This window comes from Staphylococcus sp. HMSC14D10, assembly GCF_001808125.1.
Taxonomy (GTDB): Bacteria; Bacillota; Bacilli; order Staphylococcales; family Staphylococcaceae; genus Staphylococcus; species Staphylococcus haemolyticus.
Genome location: NZ_KV792229.1, coordinates 1 through 22,923 on the forward strand (window position 1 = coordinate 1; position 22,923 = coordinate 22,923).

25 protein-coding genes and 1 pseudogene are annotated in these 22,923 nt (G+C 30.9%); 19 read left to right on the top strand and 7 right to left on the bottom strand.

What is annotated here, in order from left to right; genetic code table 11:
* Window positions 1-468 precede the first annotated feature (468 nt).
* Complete coding sequence (locus HMPREF3134_RS00690) at window positions 469-1,494, bottom strand: threonine aldolase family protein (protein ID WP_070440114.1); 1,026 nt, start codon at window positions 1,492-1,494, stop codon at window positions 469-471.
* Window positions 1,495-1,706: 212 nt separating this feature from the next.
* Here HMPREF3134_RS00690 and HMPREF3134_RS00695 point away from each other — a divergent pair, with 212 nt between their 5' ends.
* The 6 genes and pseudogenes from HMPREF3134_RS00695 (at window position 1,707) to HMPREF3134_RS00720 (ending at window position 5,646) form a co-directional block, all read left to right on the top strand.
* On the top strand, window positions 1,707-1,901 hold the full coding sequence (locus tag HMPREF3134_RS00695; RefSeq protein WP_011275881.1) for a hypothetical protein: 195 nt from the start codon (window positions 1,707-1,709) through the stop codon (window positions 1,899-1,901).
* A 38-nt stretch (window positions 1,902-1,939) separates the two neighbouring features.
* Window positions 1,940-2,173, top strand: a pseudogene (locus HMPREF3134_RS00700) (PLDc N-terminal domain-containing protein); the annotation flags it as partial.
* Between the two features lie 168 nt (window positions 2,174-2,341).
* Window positions 2,342-3,208 (top strand): ABC transporter ATP-binding protein, encoded by an 867-nt coding sequence (locus tag HMPREF3134_RS00705; RefSeq protein WP_070440118.1) that lies wholly within the window; start codon window positions 2,342-2,344, stop codon window positions 3,206-3,208.
* Between the two features lie 3 nt (window positions 3,209-3,211).
* Window positions 3,212-3,949 (top strand): ABC transporter permease, encoded by a 738-nt coding sequence (locus HMPREF3134_RS00710; RefSeq protein ID WP_070440119.1) that lies wholly within the window; start codon window positions 3,212-3,214, stop codon window positions 3,947-3,949.
* On the top strand, window positions 3,950-5,047 hold the full coding sequence (locus HMPREF3134_RS00715; protein WP_070440121.1) for a sensor histidine kinase: 1,098 nt from the start codon (window positions 3,950-3,952) through the stop codon (window positions 5,045-5,047). It abuts the gene before it with no gap.
* Window positions 5,044-5,646, top strand: coding sequence for a response regulator transcription factor (locus HMPREF3134_RS00720; RefSeq protein WP_070440123.1), 603 nt, complete (start codon window positions 5,044-5,046; stop codon window positions 5,644-5,646). The genes HMPREF3134_RS00715 and HMPREF3134_RS00720 overlap by 4 nt, the downstream gene beginning before the upstream one ends.
* A 570-nt stretch (window positions 5,647-6,216) precedes the next feature.
* On the opposite strand, the gene HMPREF3134_RS00725 is transcribed toward HMPREF3134_RS00720, so the two are convergent.
* Window positions 6,217-6,408 carry a hypothetical protein gene (locus tag HMPREF3134_RS00725; RefSeq protein WP_070440124.1) on the bottom strand — a complete coding sequence of 64 codons (192 nt, stop codon included), beginning with the start codon at window positions 6,406-6,408 and terminating at the stop codon, window positions 6,217-6,219.
* A 167-nt stretch (window positions 6,409-6,575) separates the two neighbouring features.
* Here HMPREF3134_RS00725 and HMPREF3134_RS00730 point away from each other — a divergent pair, with 167 nt between their 5' ends.
* A complete protein-coding gene (locus HMPREF3134_RS00730; protein ID WP_070440125.1) occupies window positions 6,576-7,112 on the top strand; it encodes a thermonuclease NucI in 537 nt (178 codons plus the stop codon).
* A 62-nt stretch (window positions 7,113-7,174) separates the two neighbouring features.
* Here HMPREF3134_RS00730 and HMPREF3134_RS00735 read toward each other — a convergent pair whose 3' ends face one another.
* Window positions 7,175-8,032 (bottom strand): hypothetical protein, encoded by an 858-nt coding sequence (locus HMPREF3134_RS00735; protein ID WP_070440126.1) that lies wholly within the window; start codon window positions 8,030-8,032, stop codon window positions 7,175-7,177.
* A 286-nt stretch (window positions 8,033-8,318) separates the two neighbouring features.
* On the opposite strand from HMPREF3134_RS00735, the gene HMPREF3134_RS00740 reads away from it, so the two are divergent.
* Entirely contained in the window at window positions 8,319-8,900 is a 582-nt protein-coding gene (locus HMPREF3134_RS00740) for a hypothetical protein (RefSeq protein ID WP_070440127.1), read from the top strand.
* Between the two features lie 65 nt (window positions 8,901-8,965).
* Here the strand turns inward: HMPREF3134_RS00740 and HMPREF3134_RS00745 are convergent, their stop codons facing one another.
* The gene (locus tag HMPREF3134_RS00745; RefSeq protein WP_070440128.1) at window positions 8,966-10,348 is read right to left on the bottom strand and encodes an aspartate kinase; all 1,383 of its coding nucleotides are present in this window, start codon (window positions 10,346-10,348) and stop codon (window positions 8,966-8,968) included.
* A gap of 199 nt (window positions 10,349-10,547) precedes the next feature.
* On the opposite strand from HMPREF3134_RS00745, the gene HMPREF3134_RS00750 reads away from it, so the two are divergent.
* Genes HMPREF3134_RS00750 through HMPREF3134_RS00765 form a run of 4 tightly spaced genes read left to right on the top strand, consistent with a single transcriptional unit; the run spans window position 10,548 to window position 14,668 of the window.
* Complete coding sequence (locus HMPREF3134_RS00750; RefSeq protein WP_070440130.1) at window positions 10,548-11,825, top strand: homoserine dehydrogenase; 1,278 nt, start codon at window positions 10,548-10,550, stop codon at window positions 11,823-11,825.
* Window positions 11,826-11,830: 5 nt separating this feature from the next.
* Window positions 11,831-12,892 (top strand): threonine synthase, encoded by a 1,062-nt coding sequence (gene thrC / locus HMPREF3134_RS00755; protein WP_037558048.1) that lies wholly within the window; start codon window positions 11,831-11,833, stop codon window positions 12,890-12,892.
* A gap of 2 nt (window positions 12,893-12,894) precedes the next feature.
* Complete coding sequence (thrB, locus tag HMPREF3134_RS00760) at window positions 12,895-13,812, top strand: homoserine kinase (protein WP_037558049.1); 918 nt, start codon at window positions 12,895-12,897, stop codon at window positions 13,810-13,812.
* A gap of 52 nt (window positions 13,813-13,864) precedes the next feature.
* Complete coding sequence (locus HMPREF3134_RS00765) at window positions 13,865-14,668, top strand: Cof-type HAD-IIB family hydrolase (protein ID WP_070440132.1); 804 nt, start codon at window positions 13,865-13,867, stop codon at window positions 14,666-14,668.
* Window positions 14,669-14,754: 86 nt separating this feature from the next.
* On the opposite strand, the gene HMPREF3134_RS00770 is transcribed toward HMPREF3134_RS00765, so the two are convergent.
* Window positions 14,755-15,069, bottom strand: a complete 315-nt coding sequence (locus tag HMPREF3134_RS00770) for a hypothetical protein (RefSeq protein WP_011275865.1) — start codon at window positions 15,067-15,069, stop codon at window positions 14,755-14,757.
* Window positions 15,070-15,209: 140 nt separating this feature from the next.
* Window positions 15,210-16,664: an amino acid permease gene (locus tag HMPREF3134_RS00775; protein WP_037551336.1), complete on the bottom strand. Its 1,455-nt coding sequence runs from the start codon at window positions 16,662-16,664 to the stop codon at window positions 15,210-15,212.
* Window positions 16,665-16,879: 215 nt separating this feature from the next.
* Between HMPREF3134_RS00775 and HMPREF3134_RS00780 the strand changes: the two genes are divergently transcribed.
* The 5 genes from HMPREF3134_RS00780 to HMPREF3134_RS00800 all read left to right on the top strand — a co-directional run bounded on the left by HMPREF3134_RS00780 (window position 16,880) and on the right by HMPREF3134_RS00800 (window position 21,247).
* Window positions 16,880-18,394 (top strand): catalase, encoded by a 1,515-nt coding sequence (locus HMPREF3134_RS00780; protein WP_070440135.1) that lies wholly within the window; start codon window positions 16,880-16,882, stop codon window positions 18,392-18,394.
* Between the two features lie 89 nt (window positions 18,395-18,483).
* Entirely contained in the window at window positions 18,484-18,633 is a 150-nt protein-coding gene (rpmG, locus tag HMPREF3134_RS00785; protein WP_001265708.1) for a 50S ribosomal protein L33, read from the top strand.
* 180 nt (window positions 18,634-18,813) lie between these two features.
* Entirely contained in the window at window positions 18,814-19,083 is a 270-nt protein-coding gene (gene rpsN / locus HMPREF3134_RS00790; protein WP_070440137.1) for a 30S ribosomal protein S14, read from the top strand.
* A gap of 146 nt (window positions 19,084-19,229) precedes the next feature.
* On the top strand, window positions 19,230-20,207 hold the full coding sequence (gene guaC, locus HMPREF3134_RS00795; RefSeq protein ID WP_070440139.1) for a GMP reductase: 978 nt from the start codon (window positions 19,230-19,232) through the stop codon (window positions 20,205-20,207).
* Between the two features lie 14 nt (window positions 20,208-20,221).
* Entirely contained in the window at window positions 20,222-21,247 is a 1,026-nt protein-coding gene (locus HMPREF3134_RS00800; RefSeq protein WP_070440141.1) for a CAP domain-containing protein, read from the top strand.
* Between the two features lie 229 nt (window positions 21,248-21,476).
* Here HMPREF3134_RS00800 and lexA read toward each other — a convergent pair whose 3' ends face one another.
* The gene (gene lexA / locus HMPREF3134_RS00805) at window positions 21,477-22,100 is read right to left on the bottom strand and encodes a transcriptional repressor LexA (protein ID WP_070440143.1); all 624 of its coding nucleotides are present in this window, start codon (window positions 22,098-22,100) and stop codon (window positions 21,477-21,479) included.
* A gap of 142 nt (window positions 22,101-22,242) precedes the next feature.
* Between lexA and sosA the strand changes: the two genes are divergently transcribed.
* Window positions 22,243-22,476, top strand: coding sequence for a DNA damage-induced cell division inhibitor SosA (gene sosA / locus HMPREF3134_RS00810; protein ID WP_033080041.1), 234 nt, complete (start codon window positions 22,243-22,245; stop codon window positions 22,474-22,476).
* Between the two features lie 123 nt (window positions 22,477-22,599).
* Window positions 22,600-22,833 (top strand): DUF896 domain-containing protein, encoded by a 234-nt coding sequence (locus HMPREF3134_RS00815; protein WP_016931078.1) that lies wholly within the window; start codon window positions 22,600-22,602, stop codon window positions 22,831-22,833.
* The last annotated feature ends 90 nt before the right edge of the window (window positions 22,834-22,923 follow it).

Consider the following 22,923-nt stretch of genomic DNA (forward strand, 5'->3'; position numbering starts at 1 on the left):
GGACTCATCAGTCCGATTTGACGTAGAGCCGTAAATCAACACTTCAAAATAAAATAGTCTGTGAACCTGAAATTGTCGAAGTAACTCGCCGGATTGGATCTAGAGTAATTTATCTTTATCCACAAGTGATTGAAGCTTATCAAAAAGTAAATAATAGAATAGGTGTATGATAAAGGTCAGCACTCAGAACTTTAGGTGACCAATATAAAAAAATAAAGTGTAATATTAAATTATACAACTTAAAATTCAATATTAACGAGGTAGCGAATGTGATTAACATGATTACTTAAACTTTTAAGAGGAGAATAAAAAGTGGAATTTAATATTAAAGTCACTATAGAAAAATGAGAACCATCTAAAAAAGAAATAATCATAAGCCTCTTTGTATTAATTATAATTATAGCTAGTATTTATTATAAATTTCATTAAAAACAGGATTTCCTTTTAGGAAGTCCTGTTTTTCAGATGTTAAATTAACCCTAATAACTTATCCACATTTTCTTCGGTAGTAGCCCAACTTGTCGCAAATCTAACAACACGATGATTATCATCATATTTCTCCCAAATCGCGAACTTTACTTTTTGTTTCAACTCTTTAATCTTTTCTTCACTAAGTACAAAAAATTGTTGATTAGTAGGTGAATCAAAGTAAAGTTGATAGCCTTTTTCAAGAAATCCTTTTTTCATTTTATTAGCCATATTTATGGCATGACGGCTAATATCTAAATATAAATTATTAGTGAATAATTCCAGAAATTGTACACCTACTAAACGACCTTTAGCAAGTAATGCACCATGTTGTTTGATTCGAGTGGTAAAGTGTTTTGGCTCATTATTTTTAGTGAAAACGATGGCTTCACCACATAGCGCACCTATTTTAGTACCACCTATATAAAAGATGTCGCAATATTTAGCAATATCTTCAAATGTTATATCACTTTGATCACTCATTAAACCATAGCCTAAACGCGCACCATCCATAAATAAGGGTACATTATGTTCTTTACACACGTCAGCAAGATTCTTCAATTCTTTTTTACTATATAAAGTACCGTATTCTGTAGGGTGTGAAATATAAACCATTCCTGGAAAGACCATATGTTCACGTTTAAAATCATTGTAAAACGTATCTAGATATGCATTAACTTCTTTTGGTCTAATTTTACCTTCGTGAGATGGGACAGTTAAAACTTTATGACCACTAAATTCAATAGCACCGCCCTCATGTACAGCTACGTGACCAGTGTCAGCTGAAATCACACCTTCATATGGCTCTAGTATCGAATTAATAACAACTTGATTGGTTTGCGTACCACCAACTAAGAATCGTACAGTCGCTTCTGGACACTTGATGGCTGATTTAATTTCTTCAGCTGCTTGCTTTGAAAATTGATCATCACCATAGCCAGAGGCCTGGATTAAATTGGTATCAAATATTCGTTGTAATACTTTTTCATGTGCACCTTCAAGGTAGTCATTTTCAAAAGAAATCATATAATACCCCACAATCTAAATAATTTAATTATTCTGAAAATTTAATAGAATGACTTTATTATACAATAATTTATCTCTTATGTGAATTTAATATTTTGAATATATAATTGTAAGCGTTTTAATAAAATGTAAGTTATAGTATGAATTAATTTGCGATTTAAATGTAAAAAGACTATGATTTAAACAAATAAGTTGAATTGGAGTGTTGTAAAATGAGTAAAATCAAATTTAAAAAGATTCAAGAAAAAACACTGGATGAGTTAGAAAAAGAAATTAATATGTATCTTGAAAGTGATGAAGGAAGTCAATTTGAAGTTCTAAATATTTCAATAGACAAAATAGAAGAACGTAAATTTCCAAATAATGAAGAAGTGCTAAATGCCATCTTGATCTTAAATGCTAAGTAAATAATTTAAATTATAAAATTAAATAGGAGTATTATTTTATGAAATTCATGTTCGGCCCAGATTTGGGAACTGTTTTTACGATTTTATTAGCACTAGGCTTTGTGATAAATCTAGTACTAGCTTTTATTATCATCTTTTTAGAAAGAAATAGAAGAAGTGCGTCTTCTACATGGGCGTGGCTCTTTGTATTGTTTGTTTTACCATTAATCGGGTTTATTCTTTATTTATTTTTTGGCAGAACTGTTTCAAAAAGAAAAATGGAGAAAAATAATAGTTAAAAATTATGAGATTAAGCAATTTAAAGTTGCTTAATCTCTTTTTTGCTACCTCGTCGTAGTTAATATGACAAATGTCATATTAAAATCGTGACAATTTAAACTAATTTTAAATTCGATTAAAAGATAAAGTAGATATATAAATTAAAAGGATGTGAGGTCGTTATGATATATATAAAGCAATTAAAGAAATCGTTTGGTAAAAAGACAGTTTTGAATAATATCTCATTAGATATCGAGGAAGGAAAGTGTACTGCATTAATCGGAAAAAATGGTGCAGGAAAGTCCACTTTAATAGATATACTTATAGGTCATAAGCATGCAAATAGTGGAACAGTCGAAGATAAACTTAATTTAATATCCTCACGTAATATGGGCATATTATTTCAAACTACGAATTTACCTAAGCTCATTAAAGTAAAAGAACTATATCATTTATATCAACAATTATATACCAATCCTATGACATTTAATGAGTTTCAAAAATTAACTCAATTTTCTAATCTTCAATTGGAACAATATGCTAATAAATTATCAGGAGGTCAAAAGAGATTATTAGACTTTGTTCTAACTTTAATAGGCAAACCTCAATTTTTAATATTAGATGAACCAACAACGTCAATGGATATTGAAACAAGAGAACACTTTTGGAATCTAATTGAGCAACTTAAAGAAGATGGTATAACTATACTTTACACCTCTCATTATATTGAAGAAGTCGAAAGAATGGCTGATAAAGTTGTCTATTTAGAACAAGGAAGTATCAAAATTAATGATACACCACATAATATCTTGTTTAGTCAAAATAATTCAATTATTGAAATAATGACCTTTACGGAAGAACAATATCAAATACTTTCAGAAACATATGATATAGAAATTACGAATGGTAATTTAAAAATTCAAACAGAAAATGTTGAAGCAATTATTACAAATCTAATTAAAATAAATGTAGATTTAAATCAAGTCACAATTTATAAAAAATCTTTATTGGAACTCATGTTTTCAAAAGAAGAAAGAGTGGTGCAATAGACTATGACGAATATCATAACGTTACTTGATATTGAATACAAATTATTATTTCGACGCAAATTATCATCATTTATGGCTTTTATATTTCCTTTGGCATTCTATTTATTGTTTACATCATTAATTGATATGCCAGCAGATGCGAAAAAAGTATTTTACAAAGAGTATATGTATAGTATGACGGTATTCAGTTTAATGGGATTTTGTCTGATGCAATTTCCATTAGAAATAATCGAGGAAAGAAACAGTGGTTGGTATAAAAGATTAATTTCTACACCAATCACAGTATTAAATTATTATTTAGCTAAAATTATTAAAACAATGACTTTATTTTTAGCTTCAATATTGCTTTTATTCAGCGTAGCACACTTCTATAAAGGGGTAGATCTAAGTGCAAGTGAATGGATTTTATCTGGTGTTTCTTTATGGTTAGGTGCTAGCATGTTTTTGACATTAGGTTTAATCATTACGCAATTTAGTGAGACACAGAAAGCAAGTAGCGTAGCTAATCTGTTTAATATTGTATTAGCCATTATTGGTGGATTGTGGTTCCCTGTTAGTACATTTCCTGATTGGATGCAAACAATTGCTAAACTAACACCAACGTATCATTTACGTCATTTAGCACTTGAACTAGGTAAAGGTAATGGTTTTAATATCCAATCGTTCGTTATATTAGGTATTTATAGCATTATTTTCTTAATTATTGCATTATTAATTAATAAGAGAAAAGAGGTGGAATAAATGAAGCGTAGTTTAGGCGCTAAAATGGGAGAGATTTCATCTTTAATTTACTTAATATTTCCTTACTATGGTTTGTATTTAACATGGCAAGATGATAGCTTTTTATTAAATTTACTTATTGTAATCATTTTTACATTTGCCTATGCTAGTTTAATTCTTTTTCATGAAACATTAAGTCATCGTATTAATTTAATCTTATTTGGTATTCATTTTTTAGCGATTATTTATTTTGTATATGCATACAATCCAACATTGAGTTTATTTTTCTTCTTTAGTGCATTTGCTATTCCATTTTTATTTAAAAAGGGAGTAAAATCAATAGAGTTTATGTTATTAATAAGTTCAATGATTACATGTATCATCATAACGATTATACAAACGAATCACTTTTATGTCGTGAGTATTATTATTTATTATATTATTATTTTGGCAATATTATTTGGTAATTTTAAAATAATGAAAGAGAGACAATATCGTCAACAAATTGAAGAAAAAAATAAATATATTAATATTTTGATTGCGGAACAAGAACGTAATCGAATAGGTCAAGACTTACATGACACGTTAGGACATGTATTTGCAAGTTTGAGTGTCAAATCAGAATTAGCTGCAAAACTAATCGACAAAGATCCGCAAGCAGCTAAGAAAGAAATATTAAATATAAACGAAATTTCGAAATATACATTAGAGAAAGTAAGACATATTATTGAAAATTTGAAAGTTCAAAATTTTGAAGAAGAAATTCAATCTATAGAACAAATTTTAAAGGATGCAAATATTCACTTTAACTTTGAAAATATAAGAGGTGCGAGTTCCCTCAACCCAACTAAACAGACGATATTATCAATGATACTCAGAGAAGCGGTTAACAATGTAATTAAGCACGCGAAAGCCTCTGAAATTAATGGGAAAATTGAAAGTTACGATAATGGTATTAAATTAATCATTAGTGACAACGGTATAGGTCTAAAACAACCTAGCGAAGTAAAATTAAAGAGTATTAACGATAGGGTAGCGTTATTGAGCGGCACAGTTAATATCACTTCTAAACAGGGTACGACTATCGATATTATGATTCCGAGAGAAGGTATACAATGATTTCAATCGTAATTGCAGAAGATCAAAATATGTTGCGTAAAGCAATGATACAATTAATTGAATTTCACGACTATTTAAAAGTGATAGATGATTTTGATAATGGTATTGACGCATTACAATCTATTAATAGTCAACAGCCTGACATTGCTATTTTAGATATTGAGATACCAGGAATTACGGGCTTAGAAATACTATCGCAATTAAGAGAAAATAAAATTAATACAAAAGTGATTATTGTCACGACTTTTAAAAGGCCTGGTTATTTTGAAAGAGCTGTTGCAAACGATGTTGATGCCTATGTGTTAAAAGAACGATCGGTTGATGATTTAGTTGCAACCATCCATAAAGTTTTAAATGGCGAAAAAGAATATAGTACGTCTTTAATGACATCTTTGTTTAAAGAGGCTAATCCATTAACGCATAAAGAACAGGTCGTGTTACGTGAAATAGGGGAAGGGTTAAGTAATAAAGAAGTCGCTGATAAACTCTATCTTTCAAACGGTACGGTGAGAAATTACACGTCTAATATAATTGATAAACTTGAAGCGGAGAACCGCTTTGATGCTTGGAGAAAAGCGAATGATAAAGGATGGATATAGAATTTAATTATGCATATAGTCATGTATAAAGGTCAGAACATCAGTTTGCTCTAGGGAGCATGGATTCCAAGAACGTTAATACTTTAAGTTCTGACCTTTTGCTTACTTTTAACCTAATTATTTAAAGATTAAGAAGTATCTTTACAAACATATTAATTATCTCTTTTTTGAGTTTCTAGATTGTCAACATGAGTGGCTAATAACCGTAACACTTGAGCAACCTTATCTGGAGGTGTATCTTTCGCCAAAGTATGTTCGAATACATGGCCATTTTGTGTTTGTACTTTATAAATTAGACCGTGATTATCTATAATTACGTCTAGAATTTCCTTAATACCATCTCGCTAATTGTTTGATGGTGAGGCTTTTTGATAATTAAAATTGTGATAAATTAATCAATTTTTTAAAATTAATTTTATACATTTAAGGTATTTCTTATACATACCACAATATCTAGAAATTAATCTTAAATATAAAAAAATGTGGGAGTGAGAAAGAATTCAATTTGAATTCTTTCTCACTCCCAATTTGCTTTGCTTGTAAAATTTCTATAAAGATTTTCTAATTGAGCTACTTGTTCTTTCTCTTGCGAATTATAGATTGAATGATATAAGCAATAAATCCTACTAAGACTCCTAATAATACAGCTACTACGACAGAGACAATAATAGGTAACTTATAGACAATTTGTAGTATTATACCGACAATTATGGCTATAATTACGGCTATAACTGTCATTAAATTTTCATTTTTCTCAGACATTGATGTCACTCCTAACGCATTTATTATAGCATGATAAGATTAATAATTTCACTTTTTGCGAGTACAGTGGATACTAACATAGTCTAACTAAAGCAAGTTGTCATTGACGATTAATTTTAATTTATATATGATATTTATTATTGAAATAAAAAGCGTAGGTGACATCTTTGAACTCGAAAAAATCATTAAGTATCATCGTTTTAGCTGTTTTAGTGGTAGGCGTTTTAACCTTTCAATTTATGAATCATACAGGACCTTTTAAAAATAATGGTTCTCAATCATCAAACAGTACTAACATTAAGGGTAAAGAAAAAGTACATGTAGACCGAGTAGTAGATGGTGATACCTTTGTTGCTACAAATAGTGAAGGAAAAGAAATTAAAGTTAGACTTATAGGTATAGATACACCAGAAACAGTTAAACCTAACACACCAGTTCAACCATATGGTAAAGAAGCATCTAATTATAGTAAACAACACTTAAATGGGAAAGATGTATATTTAGAATATGACAAAGAAAAAGAAGATAGATATGGTCGGACACTTGCATATGTATGGCTAAATGAGAACACAATGTACAACGAAGAATTAGTAAAAAATGGATTAGCACGTGAAAAGTACTTCTCACCGAATGGCAAATATCGTCATCTTTTTGAAAAAGATGAACAACAAGCTAAAAAAGATAAAGTGAATTTATGGAGTTAAAAAATAAGCGATTGACACGTGTATCTGTATCTAGATTCACTGTCAATCGCTTATTATGTGCATTAATTATTAAAGCTGTTTACGATTTTGGTAACTTGGTCTTCAGAAAGTGGATGTTTAGATAAATCAATTGCATTTTTGATTACCGCTTCAAGTGATGATTTAGTTGAAACGGTGTCTACATATTGAGCTCTTTCCTCTGAACCCTCAATGATATTTACGCTACCATCGCTAAAGTAAACGACTCCGATGCTTTGTACTTTATGATTAAAATGATTTTCAATTCCGTCTTTTAAAACTTTTGAATTAATCGCTGCTTGTTCATATGGATCATGATCATAAAACTCATAAATCACACGATTATTTTGAATTTTTTCGACGAAAGTATAAATTTCACTGCGTGGTGAATCAAACTGACTGTGATATTGTTTACTTACATAATGACCGACAATCTGATTCACATCATTTGTGTCAATTTGCATATCGTCGTTTACTGGTGCATCAAAATGGTAAAACGTTTTTTGTTTCCAGTTTTTGACGTCAATATTGATTAAGCCAACATCTGAAACAACAATGTAATCGAACGTTCTAGCGTATTCAAAGAAAGGATGTTTTGTAGCTAAATTACTTGTAGTTATAATATTGTAATACTTTAACTTGCCTTCGTCTTTATACTTATCAAGAATGCTAGTTAAAACGTGTTTCGCGTTTCGCTTTGCATGTGAACTTACATCATTATTAGAACTAAGCATTTGATTTTTAAGTTCTAAATTTTCATTGCTAAGCGTCGCATTCTTAGTTACCATCTGATTTCTTGCGTACACTTCTGTATCAACTCTATCTTGCATGTAACGTTGATTTAAGATGAACGCCAAAATAAGTATAACGATGATAACAATTAAGATAATTGTTAATGTCATAATTCATCACCTATGTTCGAATTTTAATTTTATATCACTCAATAAATTTGAAAGTTATAACGTGAGCGATATGAAATAACATATAAATTATATCTATTATAATTGCGTAGTTCAACAAAATGTAAATTAAGTTAAATTGCTAAAATAATAAATATTACCTAATTTTAGCAATTTTGTTATTTTGTTTAACATCAAATTTAGCAATACTTCATAATTCGTAAATTGAAATCAGAAATAAGGATATGTATAATTAATGTATGAAAGCGTTTCCTTTGGAGGTAGTAATATGGAACATCAACAACATATAGAAGAGCTAGTTAAAATATTAAAAAATGAATGTCGTACTTCATTCAAATTTCATGGGGAAGTCGCAATGCAGCTATTTTTAAGTGATAATTTTATTCTACCTTCTAGAGTCGACATATGCGTAGAACGTAAACAACTAGTTGAAGTATTAAAAGTAATTCCGTCCACGTATCATTTAAATTATTATGATAAAAATAATAATTTAATGAATCGAGATCAATTAAGTGTACCCGAAATTGCACACATAGATATTACTTTTAACGAGAAATTATTAATAAATATCTTTATTTATGATGTCGTAAATGAAGAGTGGATATTTAGATTAGATAGTAATATTAGAATTCCTAAGAATAGTATTTATTTTCATTCGCTGACATGGGGAGTAGATTATATTAAACCGGAAATCGTGCTAATGTACGACTTATTGGATAATCAAAATTACCATCAATTACCTAATTATAAAATGGTTTTAGACTCATTAAGTTATTATCAATTTGTTATATTAAAAGTTGTCGTAGGGGAGCAACGAATCAATGAGGCATTAGCTCATAACAAATTATAAAGAAGCATCTAATATTTAAGTGGAATGTACAAAACATGACTATTTAAATACCAGATGCTTTTTAACTATGCTTGCTTATTTAGATTTTTCAAACAAATGCCATGATAACAATATTCATATGTAGATAAAACAGCCTTGTCTGCATCTTCAATTGAAATACCGAACATCATTGATATTTCAGACGAGCCTTGGTTGATCATTTTTAAATTGATTTTAGATTCTGCTAACGCATGTGTAATAGTGTTAGCAGTACCGATTGCTTTATTCATTCCCTCACCAACAATCATTAAAATCGCTAAGTCGTGTTCAATACTTAATTCATCAACATCGCAACGTTTACGTATAGCGTTAAGTACATCTTTTTCTTTACCTTTTAATTGATGTGTTCGAAGGATGATACTAATACTATCAATACCTGAAGGCATATGGTCGAAAGAAATATTGTAATCTTCTAATATTTCAAGAATTTTACGTGTGAAGCCGACCTGTCTATTCATTAGGTATTTTTTAATATTAATAACACTAAATCCTTTATCACAGCTTATACCTATAATGACATTTTTATCACTTACATCTCTATCATGGCGTATAAATGTACCTTTATCTTGAGGAAGATTTGTATTTTTAATAACCACTGGAATTCTGTGTTTATAGAGTGGCTGCAATGCTTCATCATGGAAGACGCTAAACCCAGCATATGAAAGTTCTCGCATTTCACGATATGTAATTTCTTCAATAAGATCCGGATTGTTAATTATATTAGGGTTTGCCTTATAAATACCTGATACATCAGTGAAGTTTTCATATAAAGACGCTCTAATTCCTCTAGCGATAATTGCACCTGTAATGTCAGAACCACCTCTTGGGAACGTAACGACATAATCATTTTTAGAAACACCAAAGAATCCTGGGATAATAATTTTACCTTCAATATCTTTTAATTTACTAATCTTCTCATAAGCTTCTTCCAAGATTTGAGCTTGTTGCGGTAAATCTGTAACTAGAATACCTGCATCTTTTGGAGAAAGGTATGTCGTTTTAAAACCTTGTGAATCATTATAAGTTGCAATTAATTGCGCATTAAAATTTTCACCACAAGAAAGAATTGCATCGTATAATCTTAAAGGCTTATCTTTTAAAGTTGAAATAATCTCTTCTAATGTGTCATCAATTACTTTTAATAATGAATCATCCATATCAAGTTCATGTAAAATATCTGCATAACGTTGAATAATTTCTTTCTTTTTATCTTGATAATTAAGATTATTCATTACTTTTTCATATAATCGAATTAGAAGATCGGTCGTTTTAACATCATCTTTGTGTCTTTTGCCTGGTGCAGAAACAATAATAATTTTACGATCTGAATCGCTATTAACGATATCTAGGACTTTTTTGATTTGTGTTGCATTTGAAACTGAACTACCGCCGAATTTTGCCACTTTCATATACCTAATCAACCTTTCTAAAAAATCAGAAAATTCTATTTAATTTTCTGATACCACATGATAATATAAAGCTAAGTATTTACATTTTATGCTAAAAAGTCCTATCAATTTAATATGATTTAATAGTATACTAAAATAAAGTATATTTCAATAAAACAATTGTATTTCTCAGTTATACAAATAGGGGGAAGATAAAAATATGAAAAAATTAAATATTGCTTTGCTTGGTTTAGGAACAGTGGGATCAGGTGTAGTTAAAATAATTGAAGAAAATCGACAACAAATTATAGATACATTAAACAAAGATATTGTTATAAAGCATATTTTAGTGCGTGATAAATCTAAGAAAAGACCTATAAATATTAGTCGATATCATTTAACTGAAGATGTTAATGAAATTTTAAATGATGATTCTATCGATATCGTCATTGAAGTAATGGGTGGCATTGAACCTACTGTCGATTGGTTAAGAGATGCTTTGAAAAGCGGTAAACATGTAATTACTGCAAACAAAGATTTATTAGCCGTACATTTGAAGCTACTAGAAGATTTAGCTGAGGAAAAGGGACTTGCGTTGAAATTCGAAGCGAGTGTTGCCGGTGGTATCCCTATAGTAAATGCTATTAATAATGGATTAAATGCTAATAACATTTCTAAATTTATGGGAATACTAAATGGTACATCAAACTTCATCTTATCTAAAATGACACGTGAACAAACAACGTTTGAAGATGCTCTTGATGAAGCACAAAGGCTAGGTTTTGCTGAGGCAGATCCGACTGATGACGTAGAAGGTATTGATGCAGCACGTAAAGTTGTTATCACTTCTTATTTATCATTTAACCAAGTCATTAAATTAAATGATGTTAAAGTTCGTGGTATAAGTCAGACAACTTTATCTGATATCAATGTCGCGGACAAATTAGGTTATAAAATTAAATTGATTGGTAAGGGAACTTATCAAAATAGTAAAGTAAACGCATCAGTCGAACCAACATTAATACATAAATCCCATCAACTAGCTACAGTTGAAGATGAATATAATGCAATCTATGTCGTAGGTGATGCAGTGGGCGATACAATGTTCTATGGGAAAGGTGCAGGTAGCTTAGCTACTGGGAGTGCTGTTGTAAGTGATTTACTAAATGTGGCATTATTCTTTGAATCAAATACGCATACATTACCACCTCATTTTGAATTGAAAACCGATGCAACTCGCGAAATTATGGATACGGAAGATGTCGTAGCTATTCAAGAGAAGTTAAACTATTATGTTGTTCTTAATAGTGACTTATCAAAAGAAAAATTTGAATCATTATTGAAAGAAACTTTACCTTTCCATAAATCACTACAGGTTGAACAACGTGATGAACAAACGTATGGTGTAGTTATTATAGGTTTAGATCAGTCACCAAAGGATGTTTTAAGTAAAGCTGATTTTAATATCGAGAAAATTTATCCAGTTGAAGGGGTTTAATGTTTATGAAAAGATGGCAAGGTTTAGTTGAAGAGTTTAAAGAATATTTACCAGTTAACAGCGACACACCAAAGTTAACATTAAATGAAGGACATACTCCATTAATTCATTGTGAGAACTTGTCTAAGATGTTGGATATTGATTTGTATGTAAAATATGAAGGTGCAAATCCTACAGGTTCTTTTAAAGATAGAGGAATGGTCATGGCTGTTACTAAAGCAAAAGAACAGGGAAAAAAAGTAGTTATCTGTGCATCTACTGGTAATACATCAGCTTCAGCAGCTGCATATGCTGCACGAGCTGGATTAAAATCAATAGTAGTTATTCCAGAGGGTAAGATTGCACTCGGTAAATTATCGCAAGCTGTTATGTATGGTGCTGAAATTGTTTCTATTGAAGGAAACTTTGATGAGGCTTTAGAGATTGTTAAGGAAATTGCTAAAAATGATGAAGAAATTGAGTTAGTTAATTCAGTGAATCCATATCGTATTGAAGGACAAAAAACGGGTGCATTTGAAATTGTTGAACAATTGGAACAAGCTCCAGACGTACTCGCAATTCCAGTTGGAAACGCAGGTAATATTACTGCTTATTGGAAAGGTTTTAAAGAATACCATGAGAAAAAGGGGAGTCAATTACCTCGATTATTTGGCTTCCAAGCAGAAGGTGCGTCACCAATTGTTCAAAATAAAGTGATTAAAAATCCTGAAACAATTGCTACAGCTATTCGAATTGGTAATCCAGCTAGTTGGATTAAAGCTACGAATGCGTTAGACGAATCTAATGGATTGATTGATAGCGTTACTGATGAAGAAATTTTAGAAGCTTATCAATTAATGACTTCTAAAGAAGGTGTATTTAGCGAACCAGCTAGTAACGCCTCAATTGCAGGTCTGATTAAATTACATCGAGTAGGACAATTACCTAAAGGCAAAAAAATAGTAGCTATTTTAACTGGTAATGGATTAAAAGATCCTGATACTGCTATTTCAATATTAGATAACCCTATTCAACCGCTTCCTAACGATAAATCAAGTATTATTGATTACATTAAAGGAGCTTTGTAAAAATGACTGAACAGTTGCACTTAAAGATACCAGCGTCCACTGCTAATTTAGGCGTTGGTTTCGACTCGATAGGTATGGCTATAGATAAATATTTACATCTTTATGTGAAACGAATTGAAGGGGAAAAATGGGAATTTACATATTTAAACTCCGAATTAGATTCACTTCCTAAGAACAAAGACAATTATGTTTTTAAAGTGGCCCAGCAGGTCGCATCTAAATATAATGTAGAATTACCTAGTTTAAGTGTTGAAATGCGAAGTGATATACCATTAGCTAGAGGTTTAGGTTCATCGGCGTCTGCATTGGTAGGCGCTTTATACATTGCAAACTATTTTGGCAATATTCAGCTTTCTAAATATGAATTACTTCAATTAGCTACAGAAATAGAAGGTCATCCAGATAATGTTGCACCTACAATTTATGGTGGCTTATTAGCAGGCTTCTATAATCCAGATACAAAAGAAACGAATGTAGCACATATTGATGTGCCTGACGTTGATATAATTCTAACTATACCTCCATATGAATTAAAGACTGAAGATTCTCGTAACGTTTTACCTGATCAATTTTCTCATAAGCGCGCGGTTCAAAGTAGTGCAATAAGTAATACGATGCTGTGTGCATTAATTCAACATAATTATGAACTTGCTGGGAAAATGATGTCACAGGATGGCTTCCACGAGCCATATCGCCAACATTTAATATCTGAATTTAAAGAGGTTAAAACTATAGCTCAACAATATGGTGCATATGCGACAGTAATTAGTGGTGCAGGGCCTACCATATTAACAATGAGTCCTAAGGAGAAGAGTGGTCAATTAGTTAGAGCGTTAAGACAAGCCGTTACAACATGTCATTCAGAATTAGCAACAATCAATGAAATTGGCGTTGTTGAAGAAATTGTGTATCCTTCATAAAATTTATTGTAAAATATAAACGAGTAAATTTCGAAAGGAGTACACTTCAGATATGAGTAATTATAAAATGATCGTTATGGACATGGACGATACTTTAATTAATAGTGAGAATAAAGTAAGTAAAGAAACTAAAAATTACTTGATAGATATTCAAAATCAAGGCTATAAAGTAGTGTTAGCTTCAGGAAGACCAACTGAAGGTATGCTACCAATTGCAAAAGAACTACAATTAGATATCCATGATAGTTATATCATCAGTTACAACGGCGGTAAAACGATCAAAGTAGCAACAGAAGAAGTAGAAGTGAGTCAAAGTGTATCTAAGAAGAATTTTGACCTTATTGTGGATTTTTGTCGTGAACATAACTTTTTAATCTTGACATATCAAGATGGACATATTATCCATGATGGTGATCATGAATATCGAGATATTGAATCAGAACTTACTGGGCTACCTATGAAACGTGTAGATGATATTAAAGCTTATATTAATGATAGCGTTCCAAAAGCAATGGGCGTTGATTATGCAACAAATATTGCTAAAGTACGTGATGATATGCATGGAAGTTTTAATTCAGAAATTGATGTAACAACAAGTAAACCATTCTTTTTAGAATATATGGCAAAGGATGTTTCAAAAGGTAATGCGATTAAAGCATTATGTGAAAAATTAAATGTATCATTATCTGAAGTGATTTGTTTTGGTGATAGTTTAAATGATCAATCAATGTTTGAAGTAGTGGGTTGTGCTATCGCGATGGGAAATGCAAATGAGGAACTGAAGGCTATTGCAGACAAAATAACGTTAGATAACGATTCTAATGGTATTCCCGCAGCTTTAAAAACACTTTTGTAATACAAAATAAGGCATGAGAATACGAATGTTGTTTATTTCATCATAATTACCATGATGAATGATTCATTCGACCTCATGCCTTTTTATTATTTAGCAGTATGTGTCCATTCGTGCTTTCCTTTTGAACGCTTTACATAAGCGTATACTTGATCAGCAGCATAATCTAAATTTGTATACACTGTAATTGTAAATGCAGACTGGTTTTCACTGAAAGGTTCAGTACTAAATACATCTTTTAAATGTGTAAATAAATTTTCCATTTGGTCATGTTCAAGACTAGGATACTCTCTTAATGTACGTTTTAGTAATTGACCATTTTTTTCTTCTAGAGATTGTACAACTATAACGAAACGTTCTTCACTCTTAATGACATCATCAAATAAGTTTGTTTGACCAACCATCTTGCTTTCACCTCTAAGTCATTATCTTTACTACTATTATACTAGATAACTGTTTTTTTCGAAAATATCAATATGTTGAAACCAAAAATGCGAGTCACTAAAAAGGATTTACTATACTTTCAGTGCTCGCATTTAATTATTTAATTATTTTTATGATAATGATGTGGTGTGATATCCATATCATTTAATTTAACGAACTTCGTTTTTCTTATTAATTTATGAGCTAAGAAAATGAGCCCTAAAATAATGATAGGTAAAATGTTAACGAAAAATTTACCTATATTACCATCGAATAAATCTCCAATTGAATTACCAAAGTATAAGAAAATTAAAGTTGCAAATACTAAAATTGGTCCAAGAGGGTACAATGGTGATTTATAAGGTAAAAGTTGATTGATATCTTGACCTTGACGTTTAATGGCTTTACGCAATCTTACTTGTGCCCATGAACTAGCTGCCCAAACAATGATTACCAATGAACCAATAATATTTAACAAACTAAAAACAGCATTTGAATAAAAATTAGCAATTATAATAATCGCTACAATCAGAATATATGTTGTAACTAATGCTCTTAAAGGTAATTTAGATTTATCGTTTAGCTTACTTAAGAATTTAGGTGCCTGTTTTTCATCACTTAAAGAGAACAACATTCTACTAGTAGTATAAACACCTGAGTTTGTCGCAGATAATAATGATGTCAATATAACAGCGTTAATAACAGAAGCGGCAAAAGCAACACCAATTCTATCAAATACAATTGTGAAAGGACTTTGTGTAACAGATTCATTCTCATTTAACAATAATGGGTCAGTATAAGGAATGATAGCTGCAATAACACCAATTGATAATACATAGAATAATAAAATTCTCCAAAAAACTTGTTTAACAGCTTTAGGCATTGTTTTTTCTGGATTATCAGATTCTCCAGCAGTCACTGCTACAACTTCAGTACCGCCAACTGAGAATCCTGCAACGAGTAAAACACCTAAGAAACCAGATAAACCACCCACGAATGGTGCCTCACCTTTAGTATAATTTTCAAAGCCATAAGAATGGCCACCTAATATACCGAAGATCATCAAGAAACCAACAATAATAAATATAATAATAGTTACAACCTTAATTAGTGATAACCAAAATTCAGTTTCTCCAAAAGCTTTAACCGTGAAGATGTTTAATAAAAATACAATAGTGATAAAGATTAAACTCCAAGTAAGTGGACTAAAAAATTTAAATACATCCCAATAATACAATACGTTTGAAGCAACCATAACATCTACACTGGAAACTAGTGTCCACATAATGTAATATAACCATCCCATTGTAAAACCTAGAGAAGGGTCTACAAATCGCGTTGCGTATGAACTGAATGATCCTGAAACTGGATAAAATGTTGCCAACTCTCCAATTGACGACATTAAAAAGTAAAGCATTATGCCAATTAATAAATAGGCTAATATAGCGCCCCCAGGACCAGCTTGAGCAACAACACTACCTGTTGCTACAAAGAGCCCTGTACCAATTGCGCCACCTATAGCAATCATAGATATGTGTCTTGAGTTAAGACCTCTTTTCATATTGTTATCTTCCATATGATGTCTCCTAATTCTAAAATTTAAATATACAAACCATTTTAATCTTTTTGGGGACAGTATTCAATAACTTTTAAACAATTTAGCTTGAAAATTTTAAATTTTCTGACATTTTGTAGTTTTTTTTTAAAATGCTTTAATTATAGGGGTTATGGCTTTAATTATAGTAGATTCTAAATTATAATAATTATAAATAAGTGAAAGGAGAATTAACTATGGCGAAAGATGATAAAAGATTAACTGGTTTGTTTGGGCACCCTGTTTCAGATAGAGAAAATAGTATGACAGCTGGTCCGAGAGGCCCATTATTAATGCAAGATGCATACTTTTTAGAACAAATGTCTCATTTTGATCGTGAAGTAATTCCTGAACGTCGTATGCACGCTAAAGGTTCAGGTGCATTTGGTACATTTACTGTAACAAATGATATTACGAAATATACAAATGCTAAAATTTTTTCAGAGGTAGGTAAACAAACAGAAATGTTTGCACGATTCTCAACAGTTGCCGGTGAACGTGGGGCAGCTGACTTAGAGAGAGATATCCGTGGATTTGCACTTAAATTCTATACGGAAGAAGGTAACTGGGACTTAGTAGGTAACAACACACCCGTGTTCTTCTTTAGAGATCCTAAGTTGTTTGTTAGTTTAAACCGTGCTGTTAAAAGAGACCCACGTACTAATATGAGAAGTCCTCAAAATAACTGGGATTTCTGGACTGGCGTACCAGAGGCACTTCACCAAGTTACAATTTTAATGTCAGATAGAGGTATGCCAAAAGACTTCCGTCATATGCATGGTTTCGGTTCACATACGTATTCTATGTACAATGACGAGGGTGAACGTGTTTGGGTTAAATATCATTTCAGAACTCAACAGGGCATCGAAAATTACACAGATGATGAAGCGGCTGAAATTGTAGGTCAAGATAGAGAATCATCACAACGTGACTTATACGATGCAATTGAAAATGGCAATTATCCAAAATGGAAAATGTATATCCAAGTTATGACTGAGGAGCAAGCTAAAAATCATCCAGATAATCCGTTTGATTTAACTAAAGTTTGGTATAAAGGTGATTACCCATTAATTGAAGTGGGTGAATTTGAGCTAAATAGAAACCCAGAGAATTATTTCATGGATGTTGAACAAGCTGCTTTCGCTCCAACAAACATTATTCCTGGTCTAGACTTCTCACCAGATAAAATGTTACAAGGACGTCTATTCTCATATGGTGATGCGCAACGTTATAGATTAGGTGTCAATCATTGGCAAATTCCTGTTAACCAACCTAAAGGTGTTGGCATTGAAAATATGTGTCCATTCAGTCGTGATGGTCAAATGAGATTCCTTGATGGAAATCAAGGTGGTGGACCTCATTATTATCCAAATAATAAAGGTGTTTACCAATCACAACCTGAATATAAAAAACCAGCATTCCCAGTAGATGGAGACGGTTATGAGTACAATCAAAGACAAGATGATGATAATTACTTTGAACAACCTGGTAAATTATTCCGTTTACAATCTGATGATGCCAAAGAAAGAATCTTTACTAACACAGCAAATGCGATGGATGGTGTGAGTGAAGACGTTAAACATAGACACATTCGTCATTGTTATAAAGCTGATCCAGAATATGGTAAAGGTGTTGCCAAAGCATTAGAAATCGATATTAATGATGTTGATTTAGAAGGTACTAACGACGAAACTTACGAGAATTTTAAATAGTACTAAAAAATTAGATTGCGTAGAGCATTTTAATATGGTAAAATTTTAAATCGTAAGTATTCCTAGTTAAATGAGAAAGGATGTTAATTATGCGCGTTAATGTAACATTAGCTTGCACAGAATGTGGCGATCGTAATTATATTACTACTAAAAATAAACGTAATAATCCTGAGCGTATTGAAATGAAAAAATATTGCCCAAGATTAAATAAATACACGCTACACCGTGAAACTAAATAATCTCTTATCTTTTAAATACGACATTAAAGATAAAGTAAGAACTTGCCGAAGTATAATAATCTTATACTTCGGTTTTTTAATTATTTAAATGAAATTAAGTCATCAGTCTTGTAAATTTAAAATCATGTGTTATTATATAAAACGTAATTATTACGATTTAAAATAACAGGAGTGATATATATGGCAAAAAAATCTAAAATTGCTAAAGAAATAAAAAGAGAAAAATTAGTTAATCAATATTATGAATTACGTAAAGAATTAAAAGCTAAAGGAGATTATGAAGCATTACGTAAGTTGCCACGTGATTCTTCACCAACGCGTTTAACTCGAAGATGTAAAGTAACAGGACGTCCAAGAGGTGTATTAAGAAAATTTGAAATGTCTAGAATTGCTTTTAGAGAACATGCACACAAAGGACAAATCCCGGGCGTTAAAAAATCAAGTTGGTAAAATACAAATCTAGTACTTTAGTCCATTTACAAGACAATTAAAAAATTGTAAAGTATATAAGGGTGAGAAAATGAATGATTTTTATATTTAATATACTAAAAGTTCGTTTTTACTTAATAAATATGATTGTATAGGGGCTAAAAAGTATGAAAATTTTTGATTATGAAGATATTCAATTAATTCCAAATAAATGTATAGTTGAAAGTCGTTCGGAATGTGATACAACTGTTCAATTTGGACCTAAAACGTTTAAGTTACCTGTTGTGCCAGCGAATATGCAAACTGTTATGAGTGAAGAATTAGCGCATTGGTTCGCTAAAAATGATTATTTTTATATTATGCATCGATTTGACGAAGCAGCTCGTATTCCATTTATTCAAAACATGCAAAAAGACGGATTGTTTGCTTCTATTTCTGTAGGTGTTAAAGCAAATGAATTTAAATTTATTGAAGAATTAGCTGACAAACAATTAGTTCCTGAATATATTACGATTGATATAGCTCATGGTCATTCAGATTCAGTTATTAAAATGATTAAACACATAAAAAAATATATTCCAAAAACATTTGTAATTGCTGGAAATGTTGGTACGCCAGAAGGTGTTAGAGAACTTGAAAACGCAGGTGCAGATGCAACTAAAGTTGGTATTGGACCAGGTAGAGTTTGTATCACAAAAATAAAAACTGGTTTTGGCACTGGTGGTTGGCAATTAGCAGCATTAAATATTTGTAGTAAAGCAGCGCGTAAACCTATAATCGCTGATGGTGGCTTAAGAACACATGGCGATATTGCTAAATCAATTCGATTTGGTGCAAGCATGGTAATGATAGGATCTCTATTTGCGGCTCATGAAGAATCACCAGGTGAAACTGTTGAATTAGACGGCAAACGTTATAAAGAGTATTTTGGTAGTGCATCTGAATTCCAAAAAGGTGAACACAAGAATGTTGAAGGTAAAAAAATGTTTGTTGAACATAAAGGATCATTAAAAGATACTTTAGTTGAAATGCAACAAGACTTACAAAGTTCGATTTCATATGCAGGTGGAAAAGATTTAAAATCATTAACAACTGTCGATTATGTTATAGTGCGAAATTCAATTTTTAATGGGGATAAGGATTAAAACTTGAGTGGTAGGTGTATGTTATTAAAAAATTCCTTTTATTTTCTTTGGTGTTATTAGTTGTAGCTTTATTCATACCATTAAAGGAAAATCAAGCACTAGTAAAATTTCAGAATGACGTAAGAAGTAAAGTTCAGCAAGTTATGAATCAAGATTCGAGTTTAAAAAGCAATTCGCTCAAAACACCTACAAAACAGGACTTTGCTATTAATAATATTCAGATGAATATGTCTAAAGACAAAGTTGAAAATCAATTGGGGAAACCTAAAAGAGTAACATCTAATGAATATGGCACTAAATGGTATACCTATTACAATAATGATTACGATAATTTCATAATGGTTAGCTATTTAGGAAATAAAGTCAATGCTTTATATAGTAATCAAAATGTCATTACATCTAAATCTAAGGTGAAATATAACACCCCTAAAAATGTTGTTGAGGATAGACTTGGTAAACCTTTAAAAGAAATTGTTAAAGGTAGATACCGTGTTGATATAAGTAGCGATGAGTATGATGTTTTCCATGAAGATAATATTTATACAACTGTTTTTTATGATAAACATAATGACAATGGAGTTACTGCATTACTTCAAGTTAGTGACGCTATGGAAAAAAGGTTGACTCAACATTACGGTGCACCATCTTCAACATTAGAACAAAGCTTTGAATATCAAAATTATGATTTAGTTAATTCTGAGCGTAAACAGCATGGGTTGAATACACTTAGTTACTCGAAAAATGTCTCCAATACAGCAAGAAACCATAGTGAAGACATGGCAAAACAAAATTACTTTGATCATAATAATTTAGATGGTGAATCTCCTTTTGATCGATTAAAAGATGATGACATTGATTTCAATGCGGCAGGTGAAAATTTAGCGTATGGGCAACAAAATAGTATATTTGCTCATGAGGGGTTAATGAATTCACTTGGTCATAGAAAGAATATATTGAATACAAATTTCAGTACTCTAGGCGTAGGCGTTGATTTTAATGACAAACGACAACCATTTTGGACAGAAAATTATACGGGCTAAGTGTTTTAATACGACTTATTAAGGGTATCTTTTAGTTGATAAGGAAGTTGATATTATGACAACTAAAGATGTTAATAAACTAGATATTCTAGATAAGGTTAAAGAAATTTTAAATAAAAATGAAAATGAAAAACAAAAGAACTAGCAAAGTTTACATTGTAGACTTTGCTAGTTCTTTGTATATAGAAATATATAAGAGAGAGGTTAACGTAAATTTTAGAAATTAAAACTACAGTTCTCTGTATAAACCAATAACTTTACCGATAACAGTAACGTTATCAAGATAAATAGGACTCATTGTACTATTTTCAGGTTGTAATCTATAACGTGTTTTTTCTTTATAGAAGCGTTTAACTGTTGCTTCATCATCTTCAGTCATAGCAACAATGATGTCCCCATTTTCAGCAATGGTTTGGCTTCTAACTATAACTTTATCTCCATCTAAAATACCTGCCTCAATCATACTTTCACCCACGACATTTAAAATAAAGATATCACTATTGTGAGTTGATGTTAAATGTTCTGGTAAAGGGAAATATTCCTCAATATTTTCAACTGCAGTAATCGGAATTCCGGCAGTAACTTTACCAATTACAGGAACATAAATTGTTTCCTCCATATTAACTGCATCGTTAGTTTGTTCGCTAACAATTTCAATGGCTCTCGGTTTCGTAGGGTCTCGTTTAATATATCCTTTTTCTTCTAGTCTAGATAAATGACCATGAACAGTTGAACTTGACGCTAATCCTACTTCTTCACCAATTTCTCGTACGCTTGGTGGATATCCTTTAGTTTGTACTACATGTTTAATGTAATCGTATATTTCACTTTGACGTTTAGTTAATTCTCTCATATATAGGCACTCCCTAATTTTATTTAACTACATTATAGCACTGATTTAAATATTGAACAAACATTTGTTCGTTTTTATGTTGACTAAGAACAAATGTTCTGATAAAGTATTTATACAAACAAATGTTCTAGAGGTGAAAGTAATGTTTAATAAATATAAAAATAAATTATTAACTAATATAGCTGTTGTATCAATATCTTGTGTTGTTTTTATAGTATTTTTCATGAATTTATATCATAACGCTCAAATGGAACAAACGTACGAAATAACTGACCATACTATTTCTAAAAAGGCAATTATTAAAGATGACAATAAGAACGTAAATACTACAAATGGGGAACAAAATGACTACAAAGTGTTCGCGTTTGTAAGATGATTATAAATTTGAGGTCTGTCAAAGCTATTTAAATGTCAATAGCTTTTGTCTAGACCTCTTTTTTGTTATATTCTATGAAGTAAAAGAGAAAATATTAATGGGAATACAGAAAGAGTGATAGTTATGTCTAATGATAATTTAAATATAGATAGAATTAATGAGCTTGCTAAAAAGAAAAAGGAACAAGGTTTAACTGAAGCTGAAGCTAAAGAGCAATCGAAATTACGTAAAAAATACCTCGAAGCATTTAGAAAAGGGTTTAAACAACAAATTGAGAGTACAAAGGTGATAGATCCTGAAGGTAATGATGTGACACCTGAAAAATTAAAAAAGATACAAGAACAAAATAAAAATTAATAAATATTAGATTATAGTTCGTTGAGTTTAAACGATTATCAATTTCAATATTTTTAAGTTATAATATACGAAAGATGATTCAAGTAGAAG

Bases quoted from the DNA above. Each gene is read 5' to 3' on its own strand.
- HMPREF3134_RS00690 (WP_070440114.1), bottom strand. From the start codon at position 1,494: ATGATTTCTTTTGAAAATGACTACCTTGAAGGTGCACATGAAAAAGTA.
- HMPREF3134_RS00695 (WP_011275881.1), top strand. From the start codon at position 1,707: ATGAGTAAAATCAAATTTAAAAAGATTCAAGAAAAAACACTGGATGAG.
- HMPREF3134_RS00705 (WP_070440118.1), top strand. From the start codon at position 2,342: ATGATATATATAAAGCAATTAAAGAAATCGTTTGGTAAAAAGACAGTT.
- HMPREF3134_RS00710 (WP_070440119.1), top strand. From the start codon at position 3,212: ATGACGAATATCATAACGTTACTTGATATTGAATACAAATTATTATTT.
- HMPREF3134_RS00715 (WP_070440121.1), top strand. From the start codon at position 3,950: ATGAAGCGTAGTTTAGGCGCTAAAATGGGAGAGATTTCATCTTTAATT.
- HMPREF3134_RS00720 (WP_070440123.1), top strand. From the start codon at position 5,044: ATGATTTCAATCGTAATTGCAGAAGATCAAAATATGTTGCGTAAAGCA.
- HMPREF3134_RS00725 (WP_070440124.1), bottom strand. From the start codon at position 6,408: ATGTCTGAGAAAAATGAAAATTTAATGACAGTTATAGCCGTAATTATA.
- HMPREF3134_RS00735 (WP_070440126.1), bottom strand. From the start codon at position 8,032: ATGACATTAACAATTATCTTAATTGTTATCATCGTTATACTTATTTTG.
- HMPREF3134_RS00740 (WP_070440127.1), top strand. From the start codon at position 8,319: ATGGAACATCAACAACATATAGAAGAGCTAGTTAAAATATTAAAAAAT.
- HMPREF3134_RS00745 (WP_070440128.1), bottom strand. From the start codon at position 10,348: ATGAAAGTGGCAAAATTCGGCGGTAGTTCAGTTTCAAATGCAACACAA.
- HMPREF3134_RS00750 (WP_070440130.1), top strand. From the start codon at position 10,548: ATGAAAAAATTAAATATTGCTTTGCTTGGTTTAGGAACAGTGGGATCA.
- thrC (WP_037558048.1), top strand. From the start codon at position 11,831: ATGAAAAGATGGCAAGGTTTAGTTGAAGAGTTTAAAGAATATTTACCA.
- thrB (WP_037558049.1), top strand. From the start codon at position 12,895: ATGACTGAACAGTTGCACTTAAAGATACCAGCGTCCACTGCTAATTTA.
- HMPREF3134_RS00765 (WP_070440132.1), top strand. From the start codon at position 13,865: ATGAGTAATTATAAAATGATCGTTATGGACATGGACGATACTTTAATT.
- HMPREF3134_RS00770 (WP_011275865.1), bottom strand. From the start codon at position 15,069: ATGGTTGGTCAAACAAACTTATTTGATGATGTCATTAAGAGTGAAGAA.
- HMPREF3134_RS00775 (WP_037551336.1), bottom strand. From the start codon at position 16,664: ATGGAAGATAACAATATGAAAAGAGGTCTTAACTCAAGACACATATCT.
- HMPREF3134_RS00780 (WP_070440135.1), top strand. From the start codon at position 16,880: ATGGCGAAAGATGATAAAAGATTAACTGGTTTGTTTGGGCACCCTGTT.
- rpmG (WP_001265708.1), top strand. From the start codon at position 18,484: ATGCGCGTTAATGTAACATTAGCTTGCACAGAATGTGGCGATCGTAAT.
- rpsN (WP_070440137.1), top strand. From the start codon at position 18,814: ATGGCAAAAAAATCTAAAATTGCTAAAGAAATAAAAAGAGAAAAATTA.
- guaC (WP_070440139.1), top strand. From the start codon at position 19,230: ATGAAAATTTTTGATTATGAAGATATTCAATTAATTCCAAATAAATGT.
- lexA (WP_070440143.1), bottom strand. From the start codon at position 22,100: ATGAGAGAATTAACTAAACGTCAAAGTGAAATATACGATTACATTAAA.
- sosA (WP_033080041.1), top strand. From the start codon at position 22,243: ATGTTTAATAAATATAAAAATAAATTATTAACTAATATAGCTGTTGTA.
- HMPREF3134_RS00815 (WP_016931078.1), top strand. From the start codon at position 22,600: ATGTCTAATGATAATTTAAATATAGATAGAATTAATGAGCTTGCTAAA.